This is a genomic window from Ornithinimicrobium pratense, assembly GCF_008843165.1.
Lineage (GTDB): Bacteria > Actinomycetota > Actinomycetes > Actinomycetales > Dermatophilaceae > Ornithinicoccus > Ornithinicoccus pratensis.
Map to the genome: position 1 here is coordinate 2357734 of NZ_CP044427.1, position 19527 is coordinate 2377260.

General features: G+C 71.5%; 19 protein-coding genes and 1 riboswitch. Of the genes, 4 read left to right on the plus strand and 15 right to left on the minus strand.

From position 1 onward, the window contains the following. Positions 1 to 25 precede the first annotated feature (25 nt). Positions 26 to 104, minus strand: a riboswitch (ZMP/ZTP riboswitch). 1 nt (position 105) lies between these two features. The 7 genes from FY030_RS10810 to pcrA form a co-directional block, all read right to left on the minus strand. Continuing rightward, the gene (locus FY030_RS10810) at positions 106 to 297 is read right to left on the minus strand and encodes a hypothetical protein (RefSeq protein WP_158061512.1); all 192 of its coding nucleotides are present in this window, start codon (positions 295 to 297) and stop codon (positions 106 to 108) included. Positions 298 to 331: 34 nt separating this feature from the next. Continuing rightward, a complete protein-coding gene (purN, locus tag FY030_RS10815; RefSeq protein ID WP_420371855.1) occupies positions 332 to 940 on the minus strand; it encodes a phosphoribosylglycinamide formyltransferase in 609 nt (202 codons plus the stop codon). Positions 941 to 950: 10 nt separating this feature from the next. Further along, positions 951 to 2246: a cell division protein PerM gene (locus FY030_RS10820; RefSeq protein WP_158061514.1), complete on the minus strand. Its 1296-nt coding sequence runs from the start codon at positions 2244 to 2246 to the stop codon at positions 951 to 953. Positions 2247 to 2361: 115 nt separating this feature from the next. Beyond that, positions 2362 to 3252 carry a succinate--CoA ligase subunit alpha gene (sucD, locus tag FY030_RS10825; RefSeq protein ID WP_158061515.1) on the minus strand — a complete coding sequence of 297 codons (891 nt, stop codon included), beginning with the start codon at positions 3250 to 3252 and terminating at the stop codon, positions 2362 to 2364. A gap of 38 nt (positions 3253 to 3290) precedes the next feature. After that, entirely contained in the window at positions 3291 to 4505 is a 1215-nt protein-coding gene (gene sucC, locus FY030_RS10830) for an ADP-forming succinate--CoA ligase subunit beta (RefSeq protein WP_158061516.1), read from the minus strand. A 113-nt stretch (positions 4506 to 4618) separates the two neighbouring features. After that, on the minus strand, positions 4619 to 5071 hold the full coding sequence (locus FY030_RS10835; RefSeq protein ID WP_158061517.1) for a cobalamin B12-binding domain-containing protein: 453 nt from the start codon (positions 5069 to 5071) through the stop codon (positions 4619 to 4621). 126 nt (positions 5072 to 5197) lie between these two features. Then, the gene (gene pcrA, locus FY030_RS10840; RefSeq protein ID WP_158061518.1) at positions 5198 to 7768 is read right to left on the minus strand and encodes a DNA helicase PcrA; all 2571 of its coding nucleotides are present in this window, start codon (positions 7766 to 7768) and stop codon (positions 5198 to 5200) included. Positions 7769 to 7843: 75 nt separating this feature from the next. On the opposite strand from pcrA, the gene FY030_RS10845 reads away from it, so the two are divergent. The 3 genes from FY030_RS10845 (at position 7844) to FY030_RS10855 (ending at position 9851) form a co-directional block, all read left to right on the plus strand. Next, complete coding sequence (locus FY030_RS10845; RefSeq protein ID WP_158061519.1) at positions 7844 to 8245, plus strand: hypothetical protein; 402 nt, start codon at positions 7844 to 7846, stop codon at positions 8243 to 8245. Next, positions 8242 to 8673, plus strand: a complete 432-nt coding sequence (locus tag FY030_RS10850) for a hypothetical protein (RefSeq protein WP_158061520.1) — start codon at positions 8242 to 8244, stop codon at positions 8671 to 8673. The genes FY030_RS10845 and FY030_RS10850 overlap by 4 nt, the downstream gene beginning before the upstream one ends. A gap of 83 nt (positions 8674 to 8756) precedes the next feature. Continuing rightward, positions 8757 to 9851 carry a lysylphosphatidylglycerol synthase transmembrane domain-containing protein gene (locus tag FY030_RS10855; protein WP_158061521.1) on the plus strand — a complete coding sequence of 365 codons (1095 nt, stop codon included), beginning with the start codon at positions 8757 to 8759 and terminating at the stop codon, positions 9849 to 9851. A gap of 58 nt (positions 9852 to 9909) precedes the next feature. Here the strand turns inward: FY030_RS10855 and FY030_RS10860 are convergent, their stop codons facing one another. Genes FY030_RS10860 through guaB form a run of 8 tightly spaced genes read right to left on the minus strand, consistent with a single transcriptional unit; the run spans position 9910 to position 18907 of the window. Further along, on the minus strand, positions 9910 to 10713 hold the full coding sequence (locus tag FY030_RS10860) for a type 1 glutamine amidotransferase (RefSeq protein ID WP_158061522.1): 804 nt from the start codon (positions 10711 to 10713) through the stop codon (positions 9910 to 9912). After that, complete coding sequence (locus FY030_RS10865; protein WP_158061523.1) at positions 10710 to 12020, minus strand: Mur ligase family protein; 1311 nt, start codon at positions 12018 to 12020, stop codon at positions 10710 to 10712. Before FY030_RS10865 ends, FY030_RS10860 begins: the two co-directional genes overlap by 4 nt. A gap of 5 nt (positions 12021 to 12025) precedes the next feature. Further along, complete coding sequence (gene guaA, locus FY030_RS10870) at positions 12026 to 13603, minus strand: glutamine-hydrolyzing GMP synthase (protein ID WP_158061524.1); 1578 nt, start codon at positions 13601 to 13603, stop codon at positions 12026 to 12028. Continuing rightward, entirely contained in the window at positions 13600 to 13935 is a 336-nt protein-coding gene (locus FY030_RS10875; protein ID WP_158061525.1) for a DUF3817 domain-containing protein, read from the minus strand. The genes guaA and FY030_RS10875 overlap by 4 nt, the downstream gene beginning before the upstream one ends. Beyond that, complete coding sequence (locus FY030_RS10880; RefSeq protein WP_158061526.1) at positions 13932 to 14777, minus strand: SURF1 family protein; 846 nt, start codon at positions 14775 to 14777, stop codon at positions 13932 to 13934. The genes FY030_RS10875 and FY030_RS10880 overlap by 4 nt, the downstream gene beginning before the upstream one ends. 29 nt (positions 14778 to 14806) lie before the next feature. Then, positions 14807 to 16225: a YncE family protein gene (locus FY030_RS10885; protein WP_192498574.1), complete on the minus strand. Its 1419-nt coding sequence runs from the start codon at positions 16223 to 16225 to the stop codon at positions 14807 to 14809. Then, positions 16212 to 17336 (minus strand): GuaB3 family IMP dehydrogenase-related protein, encoded by a 1125-nt coding sequence (locus FY030_RS10890; RefSeq protein ID WP_158061527.1) that lies wholly within the window; start codon positions 17334 to 17336, stop codon positions 16212 to 16214. Before FY030_RS10890 ends, FY030_RS10885 begins: the two co-directional genes overlap by 14 nt. 56 nt (positions 17337 to 17392) lie before the next feature. Next, positions 17393 to 18907 carry an IMP dehydrogenase gene (guaB, locus tag FY030_RS10895; RefSeq protein WP_158061528.1) on the minus strand — a complete coding sequence of 505 codons (1515 nt, stop codon included), beginning with the start codon at positions 18905 to 18907 and terminating at the stop codon, positions 17393 to 17395. A 284-nt stretch (positions 18908 to 19191) separates the two neighbouring features. Between guaB and FY030_RS10900 the strand changes: the two genes are divergently transcribed. Continuing rightward, positions 19192 to 19485 (plus strand): WhiB family transcriptional regulator, encoded by a 294-nt coding sequence (locus FY030_RS10900; protein ID WP_420371856.1) that lies wholly within the window; start codon positions 19192 to 19194, stop codon positions 19483 to 19485. Positions 19486 to 19527: the final 42 nt, after the last annotated feature.

Consider the following 19527-nt stretch of genomic DNA (forward strand, 5'->3'; position numbering starts at 1 on the left):
AAGTTCTCCTCGCGGTTGCTGGCTCGGTGGGCACCCAGGCGGGCGATACCCACGAACTCTCACTCCCCGGTGGTGACCCACCCGCGCCAGTCGTGTGTCGTCAGTCTAGTGGGCGGCCCCGGGCGCCAGACAGGCACGTAGCCTGCGGTGCCGTTGGGCGAAGAGCGTATCCAGACCGCGTCGCAGGACGGCCCGCGCCGGGACCGGCAACGGCACGCGGGGCACCACCCGCAGCTCGTGGCCGATGCCCTCCCGGGGGGCCACCGGGTCCCACACCCGCTTGGTGGGGGCGTCCACGACGATCGAGCGGGTGAGGCGGACCTCGCCTATGTCAGGACCGGGCGGCTGTGTCGGGGCCGTCCCCGGTCTGCCGGACCAGCTGGGGTAGCAGCGTGACGAGCATCGCCCGCTCCACCACCTTGATGCGCTCGTGCAGGCTCTCCTCCGTGTCGTCCTCGCGCACTTCGACCGCCCGCTGGGCCAGGATCCCCCCGGTGTCGATGCCGGCGTCGACCTCGAAGAGCGTGGCGCCGGTGACCTTGACGCCGTGCGCCAGCGCGTCCCGCACACCGTGGGCACCGGGGAAGCTCGGCAGCAGGGCCGGGTGGGTGTTGACGATCCGGAAGCGCGAGAGCGCAGGGTCCCCCACGATCTTCATGAACCCGGCGCACACGACCAGATCCGGAGCGTAGGCGCCGATCGCGTCGGCCAGCGCCTGATCCCAGGACGCACGGTCCGGGTGGTCCTGCAGTCGCTCCACGAAGGTGGGTATTCCGTGCCGCCGCGCCCGCGCCAGCCCCTCGATCCCGTCGCGGTCGGCGCCGACGGCAACGACCTCGACGCCGTAACCGGGATCGGCGCTGGCGTCGAGCACGGCCTGGAGCAGGGTGCCGCTGCCGGAGACGAGGACGACGACGGGCGTCCGGGGTGCCGGGGTCACACTGGACAGTCTAGGAGGCCGGCCGAGAGAGGCGGCGGGCCCGGACCAGGTGCAGCAGGCTCACGACGACGAGCGCGCCGGCGGCCACCTCGAGGGTCAGCAACCCGGCGAGCAGCCCCGGCTCCACGCCGATGCGGCCGAGCCGGCCCGGAGTCAGCCCGCCGCTGGCCAGCCAGCCCAGGACGAGCGTGGCGAGACCCACGACCGCGCAGGCAGCGAGCGCGACCTGCGCCTTGGTCCACCACGAGGAGAGCCGGGAGGTGACCTCGACGGCCCGGTAACCGATCCAGGCACCTGCCATCACCGGGACGAGGACCATCGCCCCCATCCCCGGGGGCAGGGAACCGGGCTCCGGCAGTGCACCTAGCACGGGGATGAGCGGCAGGTCGCCAGCGGTGGAGTGGGACCAGCCGACGTGCACTGTGCCCACGGTCAAGCCGGCCCCGGAGAGCCAGCCCAGGGCCCAGACCATGAGGTTGGGCAGGGCGGCCAACTGGGCCAGCGTGAGCACAGCGGTGCCCGCGAGGCCGGCGTCCAGGCTGCCGTAGAGGGTCAGGATCCGCTCACCGCGCAGCAGCAGCAGGCCCAGCACTAGGAGGAAGCAGACCGCGGCCAGCGCGACCAGCACCTCCACCGCGGGTGGCACGGCCCGGCGGATCAGCACGGGCGTGCGTCCGCGCACCCAATCCATCCCGGCATCGACAGCCGGGTGCTCCTCGCGGCGGTGGTCGCGCCACCACACCAGGACCACAGCGGCCAGCGGGATGAGGACGGCACCGGGCACCAGGCTGTGCAGCCGGACGGGGGCGATCCCGAAGCTGGCGGTGTGCGCCAGCGCGAGGGAGGCGAACAGGTAGGAGAGGACGAAGACGGTGGCGTCGGTGGCACCCAGGGCGTGCCAGGCCGAGCGCCAGCCACCGATGTGGGGCACCCGGTGGGCCAGGCCGGGGCGGCTGAGGATGACCTGGCGGGCGGCATACCAGCACAGCAGCAGCGGCAAGGCGGTGAGCAGCAGCGGCGCGAAGACGACCTCCGCGGCGGGCGTGATGATCTGGGCGCGGTGCGCCAGGGCCCACAGGTCGACCGAGACGGCGGCGCTCTGCCCGAGGGTGGCGGTGCTGCGCTCGTCGGTGACCCACGCGAGCAGGGTCGGGACGGCGATGACCAGGAGGCTCAGGACCACGCAGACTGCCCCGGCCACGGCCGCGCCGAGGATCTCCCCCACCCGTCGGACGGTCAGCACGGGGGCCCGCTGCGGTCCGGGGCCGGGCGTGGGGGTCGTCTCGGGGCGCTCCAGCACAGTCATCGCCTCCATGCTCACGGACAGCGGCTCCGCTGCCCGGGAGGCGCGCCGCAGACATGCCGCGGCGCCCGGTGCACGAAGGTGCGGCCGGGCGCCGCGAGGCTGGGCAAGCGGACTGTCAGCGCAGGCCGTCGATGATCTCCCGCATCAGCGTGGCGGTCTCCGAGGGAGTCTTGCCGACCCTGACCCCAGCGGTCTCCAGGGCCTCCTTCTTGGCCTGTGCGGTGCCGGCGGAGCCCGAGACGATGGCACCGGCGTGGCCCATGGTCTTGCCCTCCGGGGCGGTAAAGCCGGCGACATAACCGACGACGGGCTTGGTGATGTGGGCCTTGATGTAGTCGGCCGCCCGCTCCTCGGCGTCACCGCCGATCTCGCCGATCATCACGATCGCCTTGGTGTCCGGGTCGTCCTCGAAGGCCTGCAGGCAGTCGATGTGGGTGGTGCCGATGATCGGGTCACCACCGATGCCGACCGCGGTGGTGAAGCCGAGGTCACCCAGCTCGTACATCATCTGGTAGGTCAGGGTGCCGGACTTGGAGACCAGGCCGATCGGGCCGGCGCCGGCGATGTCGGCGGGGATGATGCCGGCGTTGGACTGTCCGGGGCTGATCAGGCCGGGGCAGTTGGGGCCGATCAGGCGGGTCGTGCCCTTGTCGCGGGCATAGGCCCAGAACTCGGCGCTGTCGCGCACTGCGATGCCCTCGGTGATGACGACCAGCAGCGGCATCCCCGCATCGACGGCCTCGATGACCGCGCTCTTGGTGAAGGCCGGCGGCACGAAGACGACGGAGACGTTGGCCCCGGTCGCCTCCATCGCCTCGGTGACGGTGCCGTAGACGGGGACCTGGACGCCGTCCTCGAAGTCGACGGTCTGACCGGCCTTGCGCGGGTTGACGCCGCCGACGATGTCGGTGCCCGAGCGCAGCATCCGTTGGGTGTGCTTCATCCCCTCGGAGCCGGTCATGCCCTGCACGATGACCTTGGAGTCGTTGTTCAGAAAGATCGCCATGGTGCTCTCTCGATGTCCTTTGGTGTCTCGTGTCGGGGTCAGTTGGTGGCGGCGCTGTGGGCGGCCAGCTCGGCAGCCTTCTGCGCGCCGCCGTCCATGGTCTCGGCCAGGGTCACCATCGGGTGGTTGGCCTCGGTGAGGATGCTCCGGCCCTCCTCCACGTTGTTGCCGTCGAGCCGGACCACGAGGGGCTTGGTGGCCTCGTCGCCGAGGATCTTCAGGGCCTGGACGATGCCATTGGCGACCGCGTCGCAGGCGGTGATGCCGCCGAAGACGTTGACGAAGACGGCCTTGACCTGCTCATCGCCCAGGATGACGTCCAGACCGTTGGCCATCACCTCGGCCGATGCGCCGCCGCCGATGTCCAGGAAGTTGGCCGGCGAGGCGAGCGGCCCGTTGTCCTCTCCGTGTCCGGGCAGCTGCTCCCCGGCGTAAGCCACGACGTCAAGGGTGGACATGACCAGGCCCGCGCCGTTGCCGATGATCCCGACGTTGCCGTCGAGCTTGACGTAGTTGAGGCCCAGCTTCTTGGCCTTGGCCTCGAGGGGGTCGGCGGCCGCCTTGTCCTCCAGGTCGGCGTGCTCGGGCTGGCGGAAGTCGGCGTTGGCGTCGAGGGTGATCTTGCCGTCCAGGGCGATGATGTCGCCGTCCTCGGTCTTGACCAGCGGGTTGACCTCGACCAGGGTGGCGTCCTCGTCGCGGTAGACCTGCCACAGCCGCTGCAGCACCGGCACGATCTTGGCAGCGACCTCGTCCTCGAAGCCCGCCTCGGTGACGATCTCCTGGGCCTTGGCCTCGTCGATGCCGGTGTTGGCGTCGACCTCCACCTTGGCCAGGGCCTCGGGGCGCTCGACCGCCAGCTGCTCGATCTCCACCCCGCCCTCCTTGCTGCACATGGCGAGCAAGGAGCGGTTGGCCCGGTCAAGCAGCAAGGAGAAGTAGTACTCCTCGGCGATCCGCGCGCCCTCGGCGATCATCACCCGGTGCACGGTGTGCCCCTTGATGTCCATCCCGAGGATCTCCTCGGCGGCGATCTGAGCCTCGGGCGCCGACTTGGCGACCTTGACCCCGCCGGCCTTGCCGCGGCCCCCCGTCTTGACCTGGGCCTTGACGACGGTCACTCCGCCGGCGCGTCGACCGATCTCCTCGGCGGCCGCGCGGGCCTCTTCCGGCGTGTCGGCGGTCGCACCGGCGAGCACGGGCACACCGTGCTTCTCGAACATGTCGCGTGCCTGGTACTCAAACAGATCCACGAGTCACTTCCCGTCGTGTGAGTGGTGGTGGGTGAGGTGTGCAGTGCTGCGCAGTGTGCGTTGGTATGGGTTGGCGGTGGGGATGCGGAGCGGTGCCCTAGCCTGACCGCGGGTCAGGCGTCGGCGGTGGCCTCGGCACCGCGGTCGTTGCCCTGGGCCCCGGAGTCGTCCGCGGCGAGGTGCTCACGCACCCAGCGGGTGATCGCAGACGGGCTGGCACCGGGAGTGAACACCTCGGCGACCCCCATCTCCTTGAGGACCGGGATGTCTGCGTCGGGGATGATGCCGCCGCCGAAGACGACCACGTCCGCGGCGTCCCGCTCACCCAGCAGGTCGATGACCTTGCGGAAGAGGGTCAGGTGGGCCCCGGAGAGGACCGACAGCCCGACTGCGTCGGCGTCCTCGGCCAGCGCCGCCTCGACGATCTGCTCGGGGGTCTGGTGCAGCCCCGTGTAAATCACCTCGACCCCGGCATCCCGCAGGGCCCTGGCGACGACCTTGGCGCCTCGGTCATGACCGTCGAGGCCGGGCTTGGCCACGATCACGCGCAACGGTGAGGATGACATGGTGCGCAGACTATCGCAGCGGCGCCACTGGTCTGTGCGACGGTCCGGGCGGGATGCGCCCAGGCCCGCTGGCCGACCTTGGTCAGCGCTGGGTCAGCGCTGGGTCAGCGCTGGGTCAGCGCTGGGTCAGAGCTTGACCAGGGGCGCGACGCGCAGGAGGAGGCGTTTGACGCCGGCCTCGCCGAAGTCGACGTGGGCCATCCGGTGGCGACCGGTGCCCTCGACGCGGACGACGGTGCCCAGGCCGAAGGTGTCGTGGTTGACCCGGTCCCCGTCCGACAGTGCGTCGAGCTCGGCCGTCTCGGCCTCGCTGCGCTCCTTGCGGGGGGCGCTGCCGCGGGGGTCGAGGCGGACCACGGCGGCTCGACGGGTGTCGCCGCCGCCGCTGCCCAGACCGCCGCGGCCCCAGCCGGGCCCGCCGTCCCGGCTTCCCCACGCCATACCCTCGGCCGCGGAGCGGCGGCCGGTCATGCTCATCCGGTCGGCGTCGGTGCGCTCCCAGGTGATGAGCTCATCCGGGATCTCGTCGAGGAACCGGGAGGGCGGGAACCACTGCGGGGCGCCGAAGGCGGCCCGGCTGCCCGCCCGCGACAGGTGCAGCTGCTCGCGGGCCCGGGTGATCCCCACGTAGGCCAGACGGCGCTCCTCCTCCAGCTCCTGGGGGTCGTCCAGGCTGCGCTGGTGCGGGAAGGTGCCGTCCTCCAGACCGGTGAGGAAGACCACGGGGAACTCCAGCCCCTTGGCGGTATGCAGGGTCATCAGCGTCACCACACCGGCGCTGTTGCCCTCCTCGTCGGGGATCTCGTCGGCGTCGGCCACCAGGGAGACCTGCTCAAGAAAATCGACGAGACCCCCTTCCGGGTAGTTGTCGTCGAACTCGCGGGCCACCGTCACCAGCTCGGTGAGGTTCTCCACCCGGGTCTCGTCCTGCGGGTCGCTGCTGGCCCGAAGCTCGGCGAGGTAGCCGGTCCGGTCCAGGATCGCCTCAAGCAGGTCGCCGATGTCGGTGTCCTCCTGCCCGGCCAGCTCGCCGAGCCCCTCCAGGAGCTGGGTGAAGCCCCGGATGGCCGCGGCGGAGCGGGTGGCGATCCCCGGTGCGTCCTCCGCCCGACCCAGGGCCGCCACGAAGGGGATCCGCTCCCGCTCCGCAAGCGCCCCCACCGCTGCGACTGCCCGGTCCCCGATCCCCCTCTTGGGGGTGTTGAGGATGCGGCGCAGGTTGACGTCGTCGGCGGGGTTGGCGATGACCCGCAGGTAGGCCAGGGCGTCCTTGACCTCACGGCGCTCGTAGAACCGGGTCCCGCCGACCACCTTGTAGGGCAGCCCGGTGCGCACCAGCACCTCTTCCAGGGCCCGGGACTGGGCGTTGGTGCGGTAGAACACCGCGACGTCCCCGGGTCGGACCCCGCGCTCGTCCCCCAGCTGATCGATGCGCCGGGCGACGAAGGAGGCCTCGTCGTGCTCGCTGTCCGCCACGTATCCGACGATCCTTGGCCCCTCCCCCGCGTCGGTCCACAGCCGCTTGTCGCGGCGCTGGGGGTTGCGGGCGATCACCGTGTTGGCCGCGGTCAGGATGGTCGAGGTCGAGCGGTAGTTCTGCTCCAGCAGGATGGTCCGGGCATCGGGGTAGTCCTGCTCGAACTCCACGATGTTGCGGATCGTGGCGCCGCGGAAGGCGTAGATGGACTGGTCGGCGTCGCCGACCACGCACAGCTCCGCGGGTGGCAGCGCCCGGTCGCCCCCGTCCACGATGTCGCCGAGCTGGCCCACCAGCTCACGGACCAGGACGTACTGGGCGTGGTTGGTGTCCTGGTACTCGTCGACCATGACGTGGCGGAAGCGGCGCCGGTAGTGCTCCCGGACAGCCGGGAAAGCCTGCAGCAAGTGAACGGTGGTGGTGATGATGTCGTCGAAGTCCAGGGCGTTGGCGGCCCGCAGCCGGCGCTGGTAGAGGGTGTACGCCTCGGCCACCTTCTGCTCATAGGCGTTGCCCGCGGCGGCGCTGGCGAAGCTCTCCTCGTCGATGAGCTCGTTCTTGGCGTTCGACACCTTGGCCAGGAAGGCGCGCGCTGGGTAGCGCTTGGGATCCAGGTCGAGGTCGCGGATGACCATGCCCATGAGCCGTTGGCTGTCCGCCGCGTCGTAGATGGTGAACGAGGACCGCAGCCCCACCGTCTGGGCCTCGCGGCGCAGGATGCGCACGCACGCCGAGTGGAAGGTGGAGACCCACATGGCCTTGGCCCGCGGGCCCACCAGGGCCTCCACCCGCTCCCGCATCTCGGCGGCGGCCTTGTTGGTGAAGGTGATCGCCAGGACCTGGCCGGGGTGGACGTGCCGCTGCGCCAGCAGGTAGGCGATGCGGTGGGTGAGCACCCGGGTCTTGCCCGAGCCCGCACCCGCGACGATGAGCAGCGGGCTGCCCTCGTGCACCACGGCCTCGCGCTGGGGGTCGTTCAGGCCAGCCAGCAGCTCCTTCACCGAGCGGCCGGCCCCGCCGGGTGATGCCGCCGCGCTGGCCTCCGCAGGTATCCCGGAGCGGCCGGCGGAGTCTCCCGGCGGCTCCTGCCCCGCCACCGCCCAGGTGGGCACACCGCGGTCGTCGACGGCACCGGCCTCCCGGACATGGCCGCTGGCCGCGGTCGAGCTCATCGGGGGGACCGGCTCGTCGAAGGGCAGGTGATCGAAGAGGCCGCTCATCACCACCCATCCTAGGTGGGCTTTCTGACGGTCCCGGTGCCATCCTCCACAGACCCGCCGCCTACCCTGTGCCCCGTGACCTCCAGCTCCTCCGCCTATCTCGACGGGCCCACGATCGCCCTGCTCGTCGGCGGTCTGGTCGTGGCCGGGGTCTGCGCGATCAGCGGGATCAACGGCCGACCCCCCGGCCGCCTGACCCTCGGGCTGACCTGCTTGATGCAGGCGGCCGTCACGGCCTACTGCGTCTGGTACCTGGCCCGGCAGCTTGGCGGTGATTCCCCCGCGGGGCCGACCTGGGAGCTGTGGGCCTACCTCATCACGATCCTGCTGCTGCCGGTCCTGGCCATCATCTGGGCCCGCGAGGAGCCCAGCCGCTGGAGCACGATCGTGCTGGCCGTCGCCGCCGGGGTCGTGGCGGTGATGGCGGCCCGCACGGCCCAGATCTGGGCCGGCATCGGCCTGGTGCCGGGCGCATGAGGCGGCCCACCGCCCATGCGGGCGACCGCCGGCACGGGCCCGGCCGGGTCATCCTCGCCCTCTACCTGATCTTTGTCATTGGCACCGTCTCCCGCTCCGCCGCCCAGATCTCCACCCGCTGGGAGGATGCGCCCCTGGCCTACGGGCTCTCCGCCTTCGCCGCAGCGGTCTACGTCGTCATCCTGGTCTCGCTGTCCGTGCGGGGCCGCACCGCCTGGTGGGTCAGCACGATCGCCCTGCTGGTCGAGCTGGTCGGCGTGCTCGTCGTGGGGGCGTGGAGCGTGCTAGCGCCGCACATGTTCCCTGACGCCACGGTCTGGAGCAGCTTCGGGCGGGGCTACCTCTTCCTCCCCCTCGTGCTGCCCGTCCTGGGCCTGTGGTGGCTGCTGTCCGACCGTGGTGCCCGCGCGGCGGCCGAGCCCGCCTAGCCGGTGACCCAGACGAGGCCGCCGCGCCGCTGCGCCGGCAAGCGACCGGGTCGTGACATCCTGGACGGGTGCAAGGGGGTGCGATGAGTCGCGCGGTCGACGAGAGCGCCGAAGGCAACGGCGACGAAGGTAACGGCGGTGAGGGCAACGGCGGTGGGCTGACGCTGCCGCCGCTGGGCCTGAAGGACATAGCCCGGGCGCTGGTCGGTCTGGTCCTGGTCGTCCTGCTCATCGCCTACGGGCTGCCATACTTCCTGGACACCTCGTGGGCGGAGATCTGGACTCAGCTCTCCCGCGTCCGTGCTCCCCACGCCGTGGCGATGGCCGCCTTGCTCGTAGGCGCCCTGGTCTCCTACACCTGGGTGCTCACCGGGTCCCTGCCGGGGCTGGGGCATCGCCAGGGGTTCAAAGCCAACGCGGTCAGCTCCCTGGTCGCCAACGTGCTGCCCCTGGGCGCCGCCATCGGCTTCGCGCTGCAGTTCATGATGTACCGCTCCTGGGGCTTCCTGAAGCGGGAGATCTCCTCCTCGCTGCTGGTCACCGGGTTGTGGAACCTGCTGGCCCGGATCGCCCTTCCGGTCATCGGCTGCCTCGTGCTGGTGGCCGGCCCGATCGACGCACCGCGCATCATCATCAACGGCGCCCTCCTCGCCGGTGTCGCGGGCACCGGGGTCCTGGTGGTGGCGGCACTCATGGTCTTCTCCGACACCGTGTCGGCCCAGATCGTCAAGCTGGTGCACACGGCCGCCGGCTGGTTCGGCCGGGGCGCCCGGCCGCGCGGCCTCGACCAGATCATCACCGACCAGCGGCACCGTATCGCCTCGGTGGTCCGGCACGGCGGCCTGGAGATGACCCTGGGCATGGCAGGGCAGTTCGTGCTGCTCTTCGGCCTCTACTGGTTGGCCGCCCGCTCCGTGGGTCTGGACCTGCCGTTGGCCGAGCTGATCGCGGCCTACACCTTCCGGCAGATGCTCACGGCCGTCGCCGTCACACCCGGGGGGCTGGGCGTGACGGAGGTCGGCACCGCGGGACTGCTCGTCATCCTCGGCGGCAGCGCGGGCGCCGCCTCGGCCACCGCCCTGCTCTATGCCATCTACGCCCACCTGGTGGTCGTGCCGTTCGGGGTGGTGGCCCTGGTCGCCTGGCGGGTCGAGGGGCGGCGGGCGGCCGTGCCCTGACCGGCGGCCCTCACCAGCCCTCACTGGCCCCCGTCGGCCCTCACCGGCCCACGTCGGCCTAGCCGAGCAGCCGGCGCACCTGGTGCCCGTGGGCCTGCCGGGCGAGCGTGTCGTCGATCTGCGCAGGTGCCCAGTCACCGGTCGCCCGGCGCGCGGCCGCCTCGAGCAGGCCGTCGGCCAGATCGGGGTTGGCCGGCAGGATCGGGCCGTGCAGGTAGGAGCCGATCACGTTGCCGGTGCGGGCTCCCTCGGTGCCGTCCGAACCGTCGTTGCCGTGCCCGTGCCGCACCCGCCCGAACGGTGCCTGACCCTCCCCCAGGACCGTGGCCCCCGAGTGGTTCTCGTAACCCACAACCGCCCCGAAATCGGTGTCCAGCACGACGGGACCGATCATCCGGGTGGCGTTGCCCCGGGTGGTGACGTCGAGGACGCCCAGCCCGGGCAGCCGGTGGCCCTCCGCGGTGATGAAGGCCTTGCCGAAGAGCTGGTACATCCCGCAGATCATCAGCATGGGGACGCCGCCCGCGGCCAGCTCCCGAAGCCGGTCGGCCTGCGCCGCGAGGTCCTCCTGCACCCTCAGCTGCCCGCTGTCCTGCCCACCACCGCCCAGGACCAGGTCGACGCGGCCCGGCCACGGGGCACCGGGGTGGTGGTTGTGCACGACCGGCCGGTAGCCGTGCCAGCGCAGCCTGGACGCCAGGCAGCGGGTGTTCCCGAGGTCCCCGTAGATGCTCATCTCGCGAGGGTAGAGGTGCACCAGGTGCACCTCGCCCTTGTCCGCTGGGACGTCCGCCAAGGCGGCGACGTCGGCCGGCAGCGGCGTATCGACGTCCCCAGGGCCGTCCGCAGGGTGGGAGCTCATGCGGCGGGGTCCTCGCCGAAGCGGGCCAGGCCGAAGCGGTCGGCCAGGCGGCGACGCAGGTGCATCATCGCGGTGTAGGAGGTGAAGACGCGCATCGGCTCTCCTTCGTGCAGGGCCAGGAACCGGTCCAGCGCTCGGTCCAGGTCGGTCTCGACCTCGCCCACCTCGACGCCGTCGTAGCGCAGCCGCAGAGCCATGTCCCAGGCCCGCACGCCGCTGGTCAGCGCGACCCCCCGCTCGCGCAGCGACTCAAAGGAGACGTCGTAGAGCCAGGACACGTCCCGACCGTCGGCGTAGTTGTCGTTGATCGCGATCATCGTGGCGACCGGCTCGGTGCCGTAGGTGCCCAGGGCGACGGTGAACCCGGCCGGGTTCTTGACCAGCACCAGCTCCAGCGGCACCCCACCGACGTCGATGACCTCACCGCGGCCGAAGGGCGGCGTGACCGTCGCCAGGGCGTGCGCCGCGGCGTCGACCGCGAAGCTCTCCCCCAGCAGCTGACGGGCCATCGCGGTGGCCGCGGTGGCGTTGATCATCGCCGCCAGACCGCGCTGCCGCAGCGTGACCGGGCCTACGTCCGACCCACCGGGCAGACGGACGGTGCAGGCCCGGCCGTCCTCCGCCGGCAGCAGCAGGGCTGCCCCCTCCGTGAGGTCGGGACGCTCCTCCTCGGCAAAGCGGACGTCCGCCTCCTGCAGCTCGGGGAGGCGGTCCGCCACCGAGGGGTCGACGGCGAACCAGCCGACCTCAACGCCGGGCTGCAGGTGCTCCCGGATCCGGGAGATGAAGGAGTCGTCGGCGTTGAGCACCACCCCGCCCGTGGTCGCCTGGCCCAGGGTGGTCAGCAGCCGGGCGGTGTGGTCGATCTCGGCGAACCGGTCCAGCTGGTCCCGCGCGACGTTGAGCAGCAGGGCGTGGGTGGGCGCCACCTGCGCGGCGAAGTGCAGGGCGTGCGCCTCGTCGAGCTCGACGACGGCCAGGTCGGCGTCCACGCGCCCCCTGAGCCCGACCTCGCCCAGCAGGGCCGAGATCACGCCGCGGGTGAAGTTAGAGCCGGTGGGATTGGTGAAGACTCGCAGGCCATGGGCCCGCAGCAGCGCCACGAGCATCTTGGTGGTGGTGGTCTTGCCGTTGGTCCCGGAGACGACCACGACCCCTCGGGGCATACTGCCCAGGGTATGCGCCAGCAGGCCGGGGTCGATGCGCTCGGCCACCAGCCCGGGCAGCGCGGAGCCGCCCCCGCGCAGCCGCGACACCAGGCGTGCGGCCTTGCCCGCGGCGAGCGCAGCGGTGGTGCGGGGCCGCATACCCCTCACTCCCACTCGATGGTCCCGGGCGGCTTGGAGGTGATGTCCAGCACCACCCGGTTGACGTCCTCGACCTCGTTGGTGATCCGGGAGGAGATCCGGGCCAGGACGTCGTAGGGCAGGCGGCTCCAGTCGGCGGTCATCGCGTCCTCGGAGGAGACCGGACGCAGCACGATCGGGTGGCCGTAGGTGCGCCCGTCACCCTGGACGCCGACCGAGCGGACGTCGGCCAGCAGCACCACGGGGCACTGCCAGATGTCGCGGTCCAGCCCGGCAGCAGTGAGCTCCTCGCGGGCGATGAGGTCGGCGCGGCGCAGCACGTCCAGCCGCTCCGCGGTCACCTCCCCGACAATGCGGATGCCCAGCCCGGGCCCCGGGAACGGCTGGCGCCACACGATGGACTCGGGCACGCCCAGCTCCAGCCCGACCTGGCGCACCTCGTCCTTGAACAGGCTGCGCAGCGGCTCGATGAGGGAGAACTGCAGGTCCTCGGGCAGCCCGCCGACGTTGTGGTGGCTCTTGATGTTGGCGGTGCCGGCGCCCCCGCCGGACTCGACGACGTCGGGGTAAAGGGTGCCCTGCACCAGCCACTTGACCGGGTGGTCGTCATCGCCGCGGTCCTGCACCACGTCCCGGGCGGCCTGCTCGAAGACGCGGATGAACTCGCGGCCGATCGCCTTGCGCTTGGCCTCGGGGTCGGTGACTCCCGAGAGCGCGGTGAGGAAGCGCTGGCGGGCGTCCACCACGACCAGATCCACCCCGGTGGCCTCGACGAAGTCGTGCTCGACCTGGGCGGCCTCCCCCTCGCGCAGGAGGCCGTGGTCGACGAAGACACAGGTCAGCTGGTCACCGACGGCCCGCTGGACCAGGGCTGCCGCGACCGAGGAGTCGACCCCGCCGGAGAGGGCGCACAGCACGCGGTCCTGGCCGACCTGCTCACGCACCTGCTCGATGAGCTGCTGGGCGACGTTCTCGCTGGTCCAGGTCCGCTCCAGGCCCGCACCGCGGCTGAGGAAGTTGACCAGCACCTGCTGGCCGTGGGCGGTGTGCAGCACCTCGGGGTGCCACTGCACGCCATACAGCCGGCGCTCGTCGTCCTCGAAGGCCGCCACCGGGGCCCCGGGGCTGCTGGCGGTCACCGCGCAGCCCTCTGGCGGCTGGATCACCGCGTCCCCGTGCGACATCCAGACGACCTGCTCCCCGGGCTGCCCGGCGAACAGGGTGCTCTCGGTGTCCTCGACGGTGGCGACGGTCTGACCGTACTCGCGCCGGCCGGTCCGCTCGACCGACCCGCCGAGGGCCTGGGCCATGGCCTGGAAGCCGTAGCAGATGCCCAGCACGGGCACCCCTGCGGTGACGACCGCCTCGTCCAGGCCGGGTGCGTCGGAGGCGTAGACCGAGGACGGCCCACCGGAGAGGATGATCGCGGCCGGGTCCATGGCCAGGATCTCGTGGGGCGGTGTGGTGTGCGGGACGATCTCGCTGTAGACGTCGGCCTCCCGCACCCGCCGGGCGATGAGCTGGGAGTACTGGGCGCCGAAGTCGACGACGAGGACGGGTCGCGCGGGTGGGGGGGTGCTCACACGGCAACCTTATCCGCGCTGCGCTCCCGCTCCTCGATCTGGCCCTTGGCCTGCTGGGAGACCTTGTGCTCGACCCAGAAGGACAGGAACGGCACGCACCCAGCCAGCATCACCCCGACCATCTTGCCCAACCCCCAGCGCAGCTCGAAGCCGAGGACCGCGGTGGCGGCGATGTAGATCATGTAGAACCAGCCGTGCGGGGCTGGCCACCAGGCCAGGACGTCGTTGTCGAAGCCGTAGTAGAGCACCATGTGGGTAGCCAGGATGAGCAGGAACACCCCCACCAGGAAGGCCATCACTCGGAAGAACGTGAGCTTGGCGCGGGGGGTCATGCGAGGTCTCCTTCTCGGGTGGGTGCCGGGCCCGCCATCGTGGCGGAGGGCGGCTGGGTATGCCGTGCGTCCGGGGCGGGCACGGCCAAGACGGCCGTCTCGCGCTCCTGCTGCGCCTCCTGCTCCTGGCGGGTAGCGTCCCGCAGGAACCGGTAGTACATGTAGCACGCGAAGGCGGCGAAGACGAACCACTGCAGGCCGTAGCCGAAGTTGCGCCACTCGATGCCGCTCTCGCCGAAGATCGGCGGCGGCACCGGCTGCACCTGTGCGGAGGTGAGCGTGGGTGCCTCCTCGACGAGGAAGATGAAGGCGTTGTAGATGGGCAGGTCCCAGTCGTTGGCCAGGTCTGCGGTGTCGATGGCGCCCCGCTGACCCCCCGGGAGGTCGTTGAACACCGGGGTCTCGGCCGGGGCCAGGGTCCCCAGGATCGCCACCGGCGCGGCGGGCGGGACGTCCGCCTGGCCGGGATCGGTGACGAAGCCGCGCATCACCGCGATCAGCGCGGGGGCGCCGGAGGCGTCGGTCTGCAGCGGGGTCACCACCCAGTAGCCTTCCTGCCCGTCCAGCAACCGGTCGGGGACGAGGAACTGGTGCTCGGCGGCGTACTCGCCCTCAGCGCGCACCAAGAGCCCTGCCCCGTCGTCGGGGAAGGTCTGGTGCGGGGCGGTCACCTGGCCCAGCGGCTCGGTGGGGCGGGCGGCCTGGACGGCGGCCATCTCCCGGGCGGCGGTGTTGGAGCTGACCCCGATCTGCCACATACCGAGCTGGTAGAAGGCGATGACGACGGCGATCAGCAGGGCCAGCAGAGCCAACCAGGCCGGCTTGAGGGCGGTGCGGATCACCCTCCCAGGGTAAGGGAGGCTCCTGGGAGTCAGAGCAGGGCGCCCTGGTCGTCGAAGACGTAGATCGAGCCGTTGTAGCAGGCCACCCACACGGTGTTGGTCACCGGGTCGTAGTCGATGCCGATCGGGTTGGCGTCGACCTGGACCCGGTCGATGACCTCCATGTCGGAGGTGCGGATCTTGGACACGGTCGCCTCGTCGTAGTTGACCACGTAGAGGGCTGACTCGTCCGGAGACATCGCCACGCTGCGGGGTTCGACCCCCGGCGTGGCTTCGCCGACGATCTCCCCGCTGGCGGTGTCGATCTGGTAGATCGCGTTGGCCCCGCTGACTGTGAGGTAGAGGGTCGAGCCGTCCTCGGTGAGGTTGAGGTGGCGGGGCCGAGGACCGATCTCCCGGATCACCTCGGAGGACTGCTCGGCGATGTCGATCTCGTACAGCTGGTTGGCATACATCGCCACCGCGTAGGCGGTGTTGTTGTCCGGCATGATCACGATGCCGCGCGGGGCGGCGTCCATCGCGATGGTGCCGATCTCCTCGCCGCGCTGGGTATCGACCACGGACAGCGTCGCGTCGCACCAGTTGCTCACCAGGATCGTGGACTGGTCGGGGCTCAGCGCGACGTACTTGGGCACGGCGCCGACCTTGATCACCTGGTCCCACTCCATCTCATGGGCGTCGAAGCGGTAGAGCATCGACGGGCCGACCCCGTCGTGGACGGTGCAGGCGTCGAAACCCTCCCGTCCGAAGTTCTCGCCGAACATCGTGTACTGGGAGACGTAGGCGTAGCGGCCGTCCTGCGTCCACACCGCTTCCACGGGCGAGCCCTGCGAGATCCCGGGGTGTCCCTCGACGCCGAACTCGGCCAGGTCCACGCTGTCGGACAGCACCGCCACCTGCTCGCGGGTGGTGGTGTCGAAGACGGTGGAGGTGTGGCTGTACATCATGTTGTTCGCGATGGCCAGCCCGTGCCCGGAGGCCATGACGGACTTGGGGGTCAGCCCGCCGGTGAGGTAGTCCACCTGCTCCATCGCGGTGCTGTCGCTGGGGTGCTCTGCGGCGACCGGGTCGTGCTTCCAGGCGAACTCGTCGTCGGCACCGTCACCGGCCTCGCGCTCATCCTCGGTGGCGCCGTCCTGTCCGGTCGCGTCGGCGGCGTCCTCACTCCCGCCGGTCTGACCGCCGGCGTCGCCGTCGTCCTCCTGCCCGGTCGCGGACCCACCCGTGGTGGGGGCGGTGGCCTCAGCCGGACCGGCCGTGGGCGTGCCGGTTGTTGTGGCAGCGTCCTGCTCCCCGCCGCCCAGGAGCGCATTGGCGCCGCAGCCCCCGAGCAGGAGCACCCCTACCAGCCCGATCGCCGCCACGCGACGGCGGCGCACGTGCACCGCGTCCTTGCTCACCTGCCGCCGGCCGGCCAGGGTCCCGGACTGACTTTCAGTGCCCGCCATACGGTGCCACCACCACTTCCACTCGCTGGAATTCCTTGAGGTCGGTGTAGCCGGTCGTCGCCATCGCCCGGCGCAGGGCCCCCATCATGTTCGTGGTGCCGTCGGCGGTCCGCCCCGGCCCGAGCAGCACCTCCCCGAGCGTGCCCACGGTGCCGACGTGGACCTTGTCCCCGCGCGGCAGCTCGGGATGGTGCGCCTCACTGCCCCAGTGGTAGCCGGCGCCCGGCGCCTCCTGGGCGCGGGCCAGCGCGGCGCCCATCATCACCGCGTCGGCGCCGCAGGCGACGGCCTTGACGATCTCCCCGGAGACGCTTGCCCCACCGTCGGCGATGACGTGAACGTAGCGTCCGCCGGACTCGTCGAGGTAGTCGCGGCGGGCGGCCGCGACGTCGGCGATGGCCGAGGCGGCCGGGGCGTGGATGCCCAGGGAGGTGCGGGTGCGGTGCGTGGACCCGCCGCCGAAGCCGACGAGGACACCCGCCGCTCCGGTGCGCATCAGGTGCAGGGCCGCCGTGTAGGTGCCCGCGCCTCCGACGATGACGGGGACGTCCAGCTCGTAGATGAAGCGCTTGAGGTTCAGCGGCTCGGCGCGGCTGGAGACGTGCTCGGCCGAGACCGTCGTGCCCCGGATCACGAACAGGTCGACCCCGGCATCGACGACGGTGCGCCAGTACTGCTGGGTGCGCTGCGGCGACAGGGCCCCGGCAACCGTCACCCCGGCCTCCCGGATCTCCCGCAGCCGCTCGGCGATCAGCTCGGGCTGCACGGGTGCGGCATACAGCTCCCGCATCCGGGCGGTAGCGGCCTCCCCCTCCAGCCGGGCGATCTCCTGCAGGGCCACGGCGGGGTCCTCGTAGCGGGTCCACAACCCCTCGAGGTCCAGCACGCCCAGGCCGCCCAGGCGACCGAGCTCGATGGCGGTCTGCGGCGAGACCACGGAGTCCATCGGCGCCCCGAGCACCGGTATCGCGAAGTGATAGGCGTCGATCTGCCAGGAGATCGAGACCTCCTCGGGGTCACGGGTGCGCCGTGAGGGGACGACCGCGATGTCGTCGAAGGAGTAGGCCCGTCGGCCGCGTTTGCCCCGCCCGATCTCGATCTCAGTCACCATCTCAGGCTACCCAGTGACGGGGCCGCTCCCGGTCACCGACACCCGGCCGCCCGGGGTCAGCTGTAGTTCGGTGCCTCGGCGGTGATCTCGATGTCGTGCGGGTGCGACTCCTGCAGAGAGGCCTGGGTGATCCGCACGAAGCGACCTTTCTCAGCCAGCTCCGGCACCGTCTGGGCCCCGACGTAGAACATGGCCTGTCGCAGGCCGCCCAGCATCTGGTGGACCACCGAGCTGGCGGCACCCTTGTAGGGCACCTTCCCTTCGACGCCCTCGGGGATCAACTGGTCGTCGCTGGCCACCTCGGCCTGGAAGTAACGGTCCTTGGAGAAGGACGCCTTGCCCCGCGAGCTCATCGCCGCGAGCGAACCCATGCCCCGGTAGGCCTTGTAGTGCTTGCCGTTGACGAAGATCAGGTCGCCCGGACCCTCCTCGCAGCCAGCCAGCATGGAGCCCATCATCACCGACTCGGCCCCGGCCACCAGGGCCTTGGGGATGTCGCCGGAGTACTTCATCCCGCCATCGGCGATGACCGGCACGCCGCTGCCCCGGATCGCCATGGCGGCCTCGTGCACTGCGGTCAGCTGCGGGGCCCCCACGCCGGTGACCACCCGGGTGGTGCAGATCGCCCCCGGCCCGACCCCGACCTTGACCGCGTCCGCCCCGGCCTCGACGAAGGCCCGAGCGCCCTCCCCGGTGGCGACGTTGCCGCCGACAACCTGCACGTGCCGGGTCGCCGGGTCCTTCTTCAGCCGGGACACCATCTCGATGAGCAGCCGGACGTGCCCGTGCGCGGTGTCGGCGACCAGGACGTCGGCCCCGGCGTCGATCAGGGTGGTCGCCCGCTCCCAAGCGTCGCCGAAGTAGCCGATCGCAGCACCGACGAGCAGACGGCCCTGGGCGTCCTGCGAGGCGCGGGGGTACTGCTCGTTCTTGACGAAGTCCTTGACCGTGATCAGCCCCTGCAGGCGGCCGTCGGCGTCCACGAGGGGCAGCCGCTCCCGCTTGTGCGCCCGCAGGATCGCCGTCGCCGCCTCGCGCGAGACGTCCGGCGGCGCGGTCACCAGCGGCATCGGGGTCATGACGTCCCGGACCAGGGTGTCCTCCCACTCGGCGACGGGGACGAAGCGCAGGTCACGGTTGGTGCAGATGCCCAACAGCAGGCCCGCCTCGTCCACGACGGGCAGCCCGGAGACGCGGTACTCCCCGCAGACCCGGTCCAGGTCCTCCAGTGTGGCGTCCGGCCCGATCGTCACCGGGTTGCTGATCAGCCCCGTCTGGGTGCGCTTGACGAGGTCGACCTGGTAGGCCTGGTCCTCGATCGACAGGTTGCGGTGCAGGATGCCGATGCCGCCCTGGCGGGCCATCGCGATCGCCATCCGAGACTCGGTGACGGTGTCCATGGCGGCGGAGATCAACGGGACCTTCAGCGAGATCTCGCGGGTCATCCGGCTGGTCGTGTCAATCTGGTCGGGGGTGAGGTCGGTCTCCCCCGGCAGCAGGAGCACGTCGTCGTAAGTGAGGCCGACCCGGGCGAAGGCGTCGGGCAGGGCGGGCAGGTCGCCAGACATCATCCTCTGAGTGTAGGTCGCCTCACGGCAAGAGCCGACGCCAACCCGGGACCTGTGCCGCCGCCCGCCCCAGACCTGCGCCGCCGCCCACCCGGGTGCCCACACCGGCCGCGTTCCCCGCTGAGCCCGGCGCCTCGGGTAACGTTCGCAGCACACCGGGGCAGGGCCGACAGGCCGGCGCCGGGGCAGCAAGAACGGAGCACGACTCCGCGGCACCAGCGCCCGACCGGCGCCCCGCGGGCGGCCAGGTGGGCCCGGCAGGTTCCCACCGGAAGGAGCAGGTTGGCGTGACTGAGGCGATGAGCCAACCCGGCCCTCTCGCGGAGCTGTGGGAGTGGCAGTTCCAGGGTCTGTGCCGCACCACGAGCCCGGAGGTCTTCTTCCACCCCGAGGGTGAGCGAGGCCCGGCCCGGCGGCGCCGCGACCAGCGCGCCAAGGAACTCTGTGCAGCCTGCCCCGTGCTGGAGCAGTGCCGCACCCATGCCCTGGCCGTGCGCGAGCCCTACGGCGTGTGGGGCGGCATGAGTGAGGAGGAGCGGGCTGCCCACTACGCCGAGGTGGACCGCAACCGCACCCGCTGACCGAGACCTGCCGCATACCCGACTGACTCGACCTTGCCCGAG

What these genes read in the sequence shown, in the direction of transcription:
- FY030_RS10820 (WP_158061514.1), bottom strand. Translation starts at nt 2,246, where the DNA reads ATGACTGTGCTGGAGCGCCCCGAGACGACCCCCACGCCCGGCCCCGGA.
- sucD (WP_158061515.1), bottom strand. Translation starts at nt 3,252, where the DNA reads ATGGCGATCTTTCTGAACAACGACTCCAAGGTCATCGTGCAGGGCATG.
- FY030_RS10835 (WP_158061517.1), bottom strand. Translation starts at nt 5,071, where the DNA reads ATGTCATCCTCACCGTTGCGCGTGATCGTGGCCAAGCCCGGCCTCGAC.
- pcrA (WP_158061518.1), bottom strand. Translation starts at nt 7,768, where the DNA reads ATGAGCGGCCTCTTCGATCACCTGCCCTTCGACGAGCCGGTCCCCCCG.
- FY030_RS10850 (WP_158061520.1), top strand. Translation starts at nt 8,242, where the DNA reads ATGAGGCGGCCCACCGCCCATGCGGGCGACCGCCGGCACGGGCCCGGC.
- FY030_RS10855 (WP_158061521.1), top strand. Translation starts at nt 8,757, where the DNA reads ATGAGTCGCGCGGTCGACGAGAGCGCCGAAGGCAACGGCGACGAAGGT.
- FY030_RS10860 (WP_158061522.1), bottom strand. Translation starts at nt 10,713, where the DNA reads ATGAGCTCCCACCCTGCGGACGGCCCTGGGGACGTCGATACGCCGCTG.
- FY030_RS10865 (WP_158061523.1), bottom strand. Translation starts at nt 12,020, where the DNA reads ATGCGGCCCCGCACCACCGCTGCGCTCGCCGCGGGCAAGGCCGCACGC.
- FY030_RS10875 (WP_158061525.1), bottom strand. Translation starts at nt 13,935, where the DNA reads ATGACCCCCCGCGCCAAGCTCACGTTCTTCCGAGTGATGGCCTTCCTG.
- FY030_RS10885 (WP_192498574.1), bottom strand. Translation starts at nt 16,225, where the DNA reads ATGGCGGGCACTGAAAGTCAGTCCGGGACCCTGGCCGGCCGGCGGCAG.
- FY030_RS10890 (WP_158061527.1), bottom strand. Translation starts at nt 17,336, where the DNA reads ATGGTGACTGAGATCGAGATCGGGCGGGGCAAACGCGGCCGACGGGCC.
- guaB (WP_158061528.1), bottom strand. Translation starts at nt 18,907, where the DNA reads ATGATGTCTGGCGACCTGCCCGCCCTGCCCGACGCCTTCGCCCGGGTC.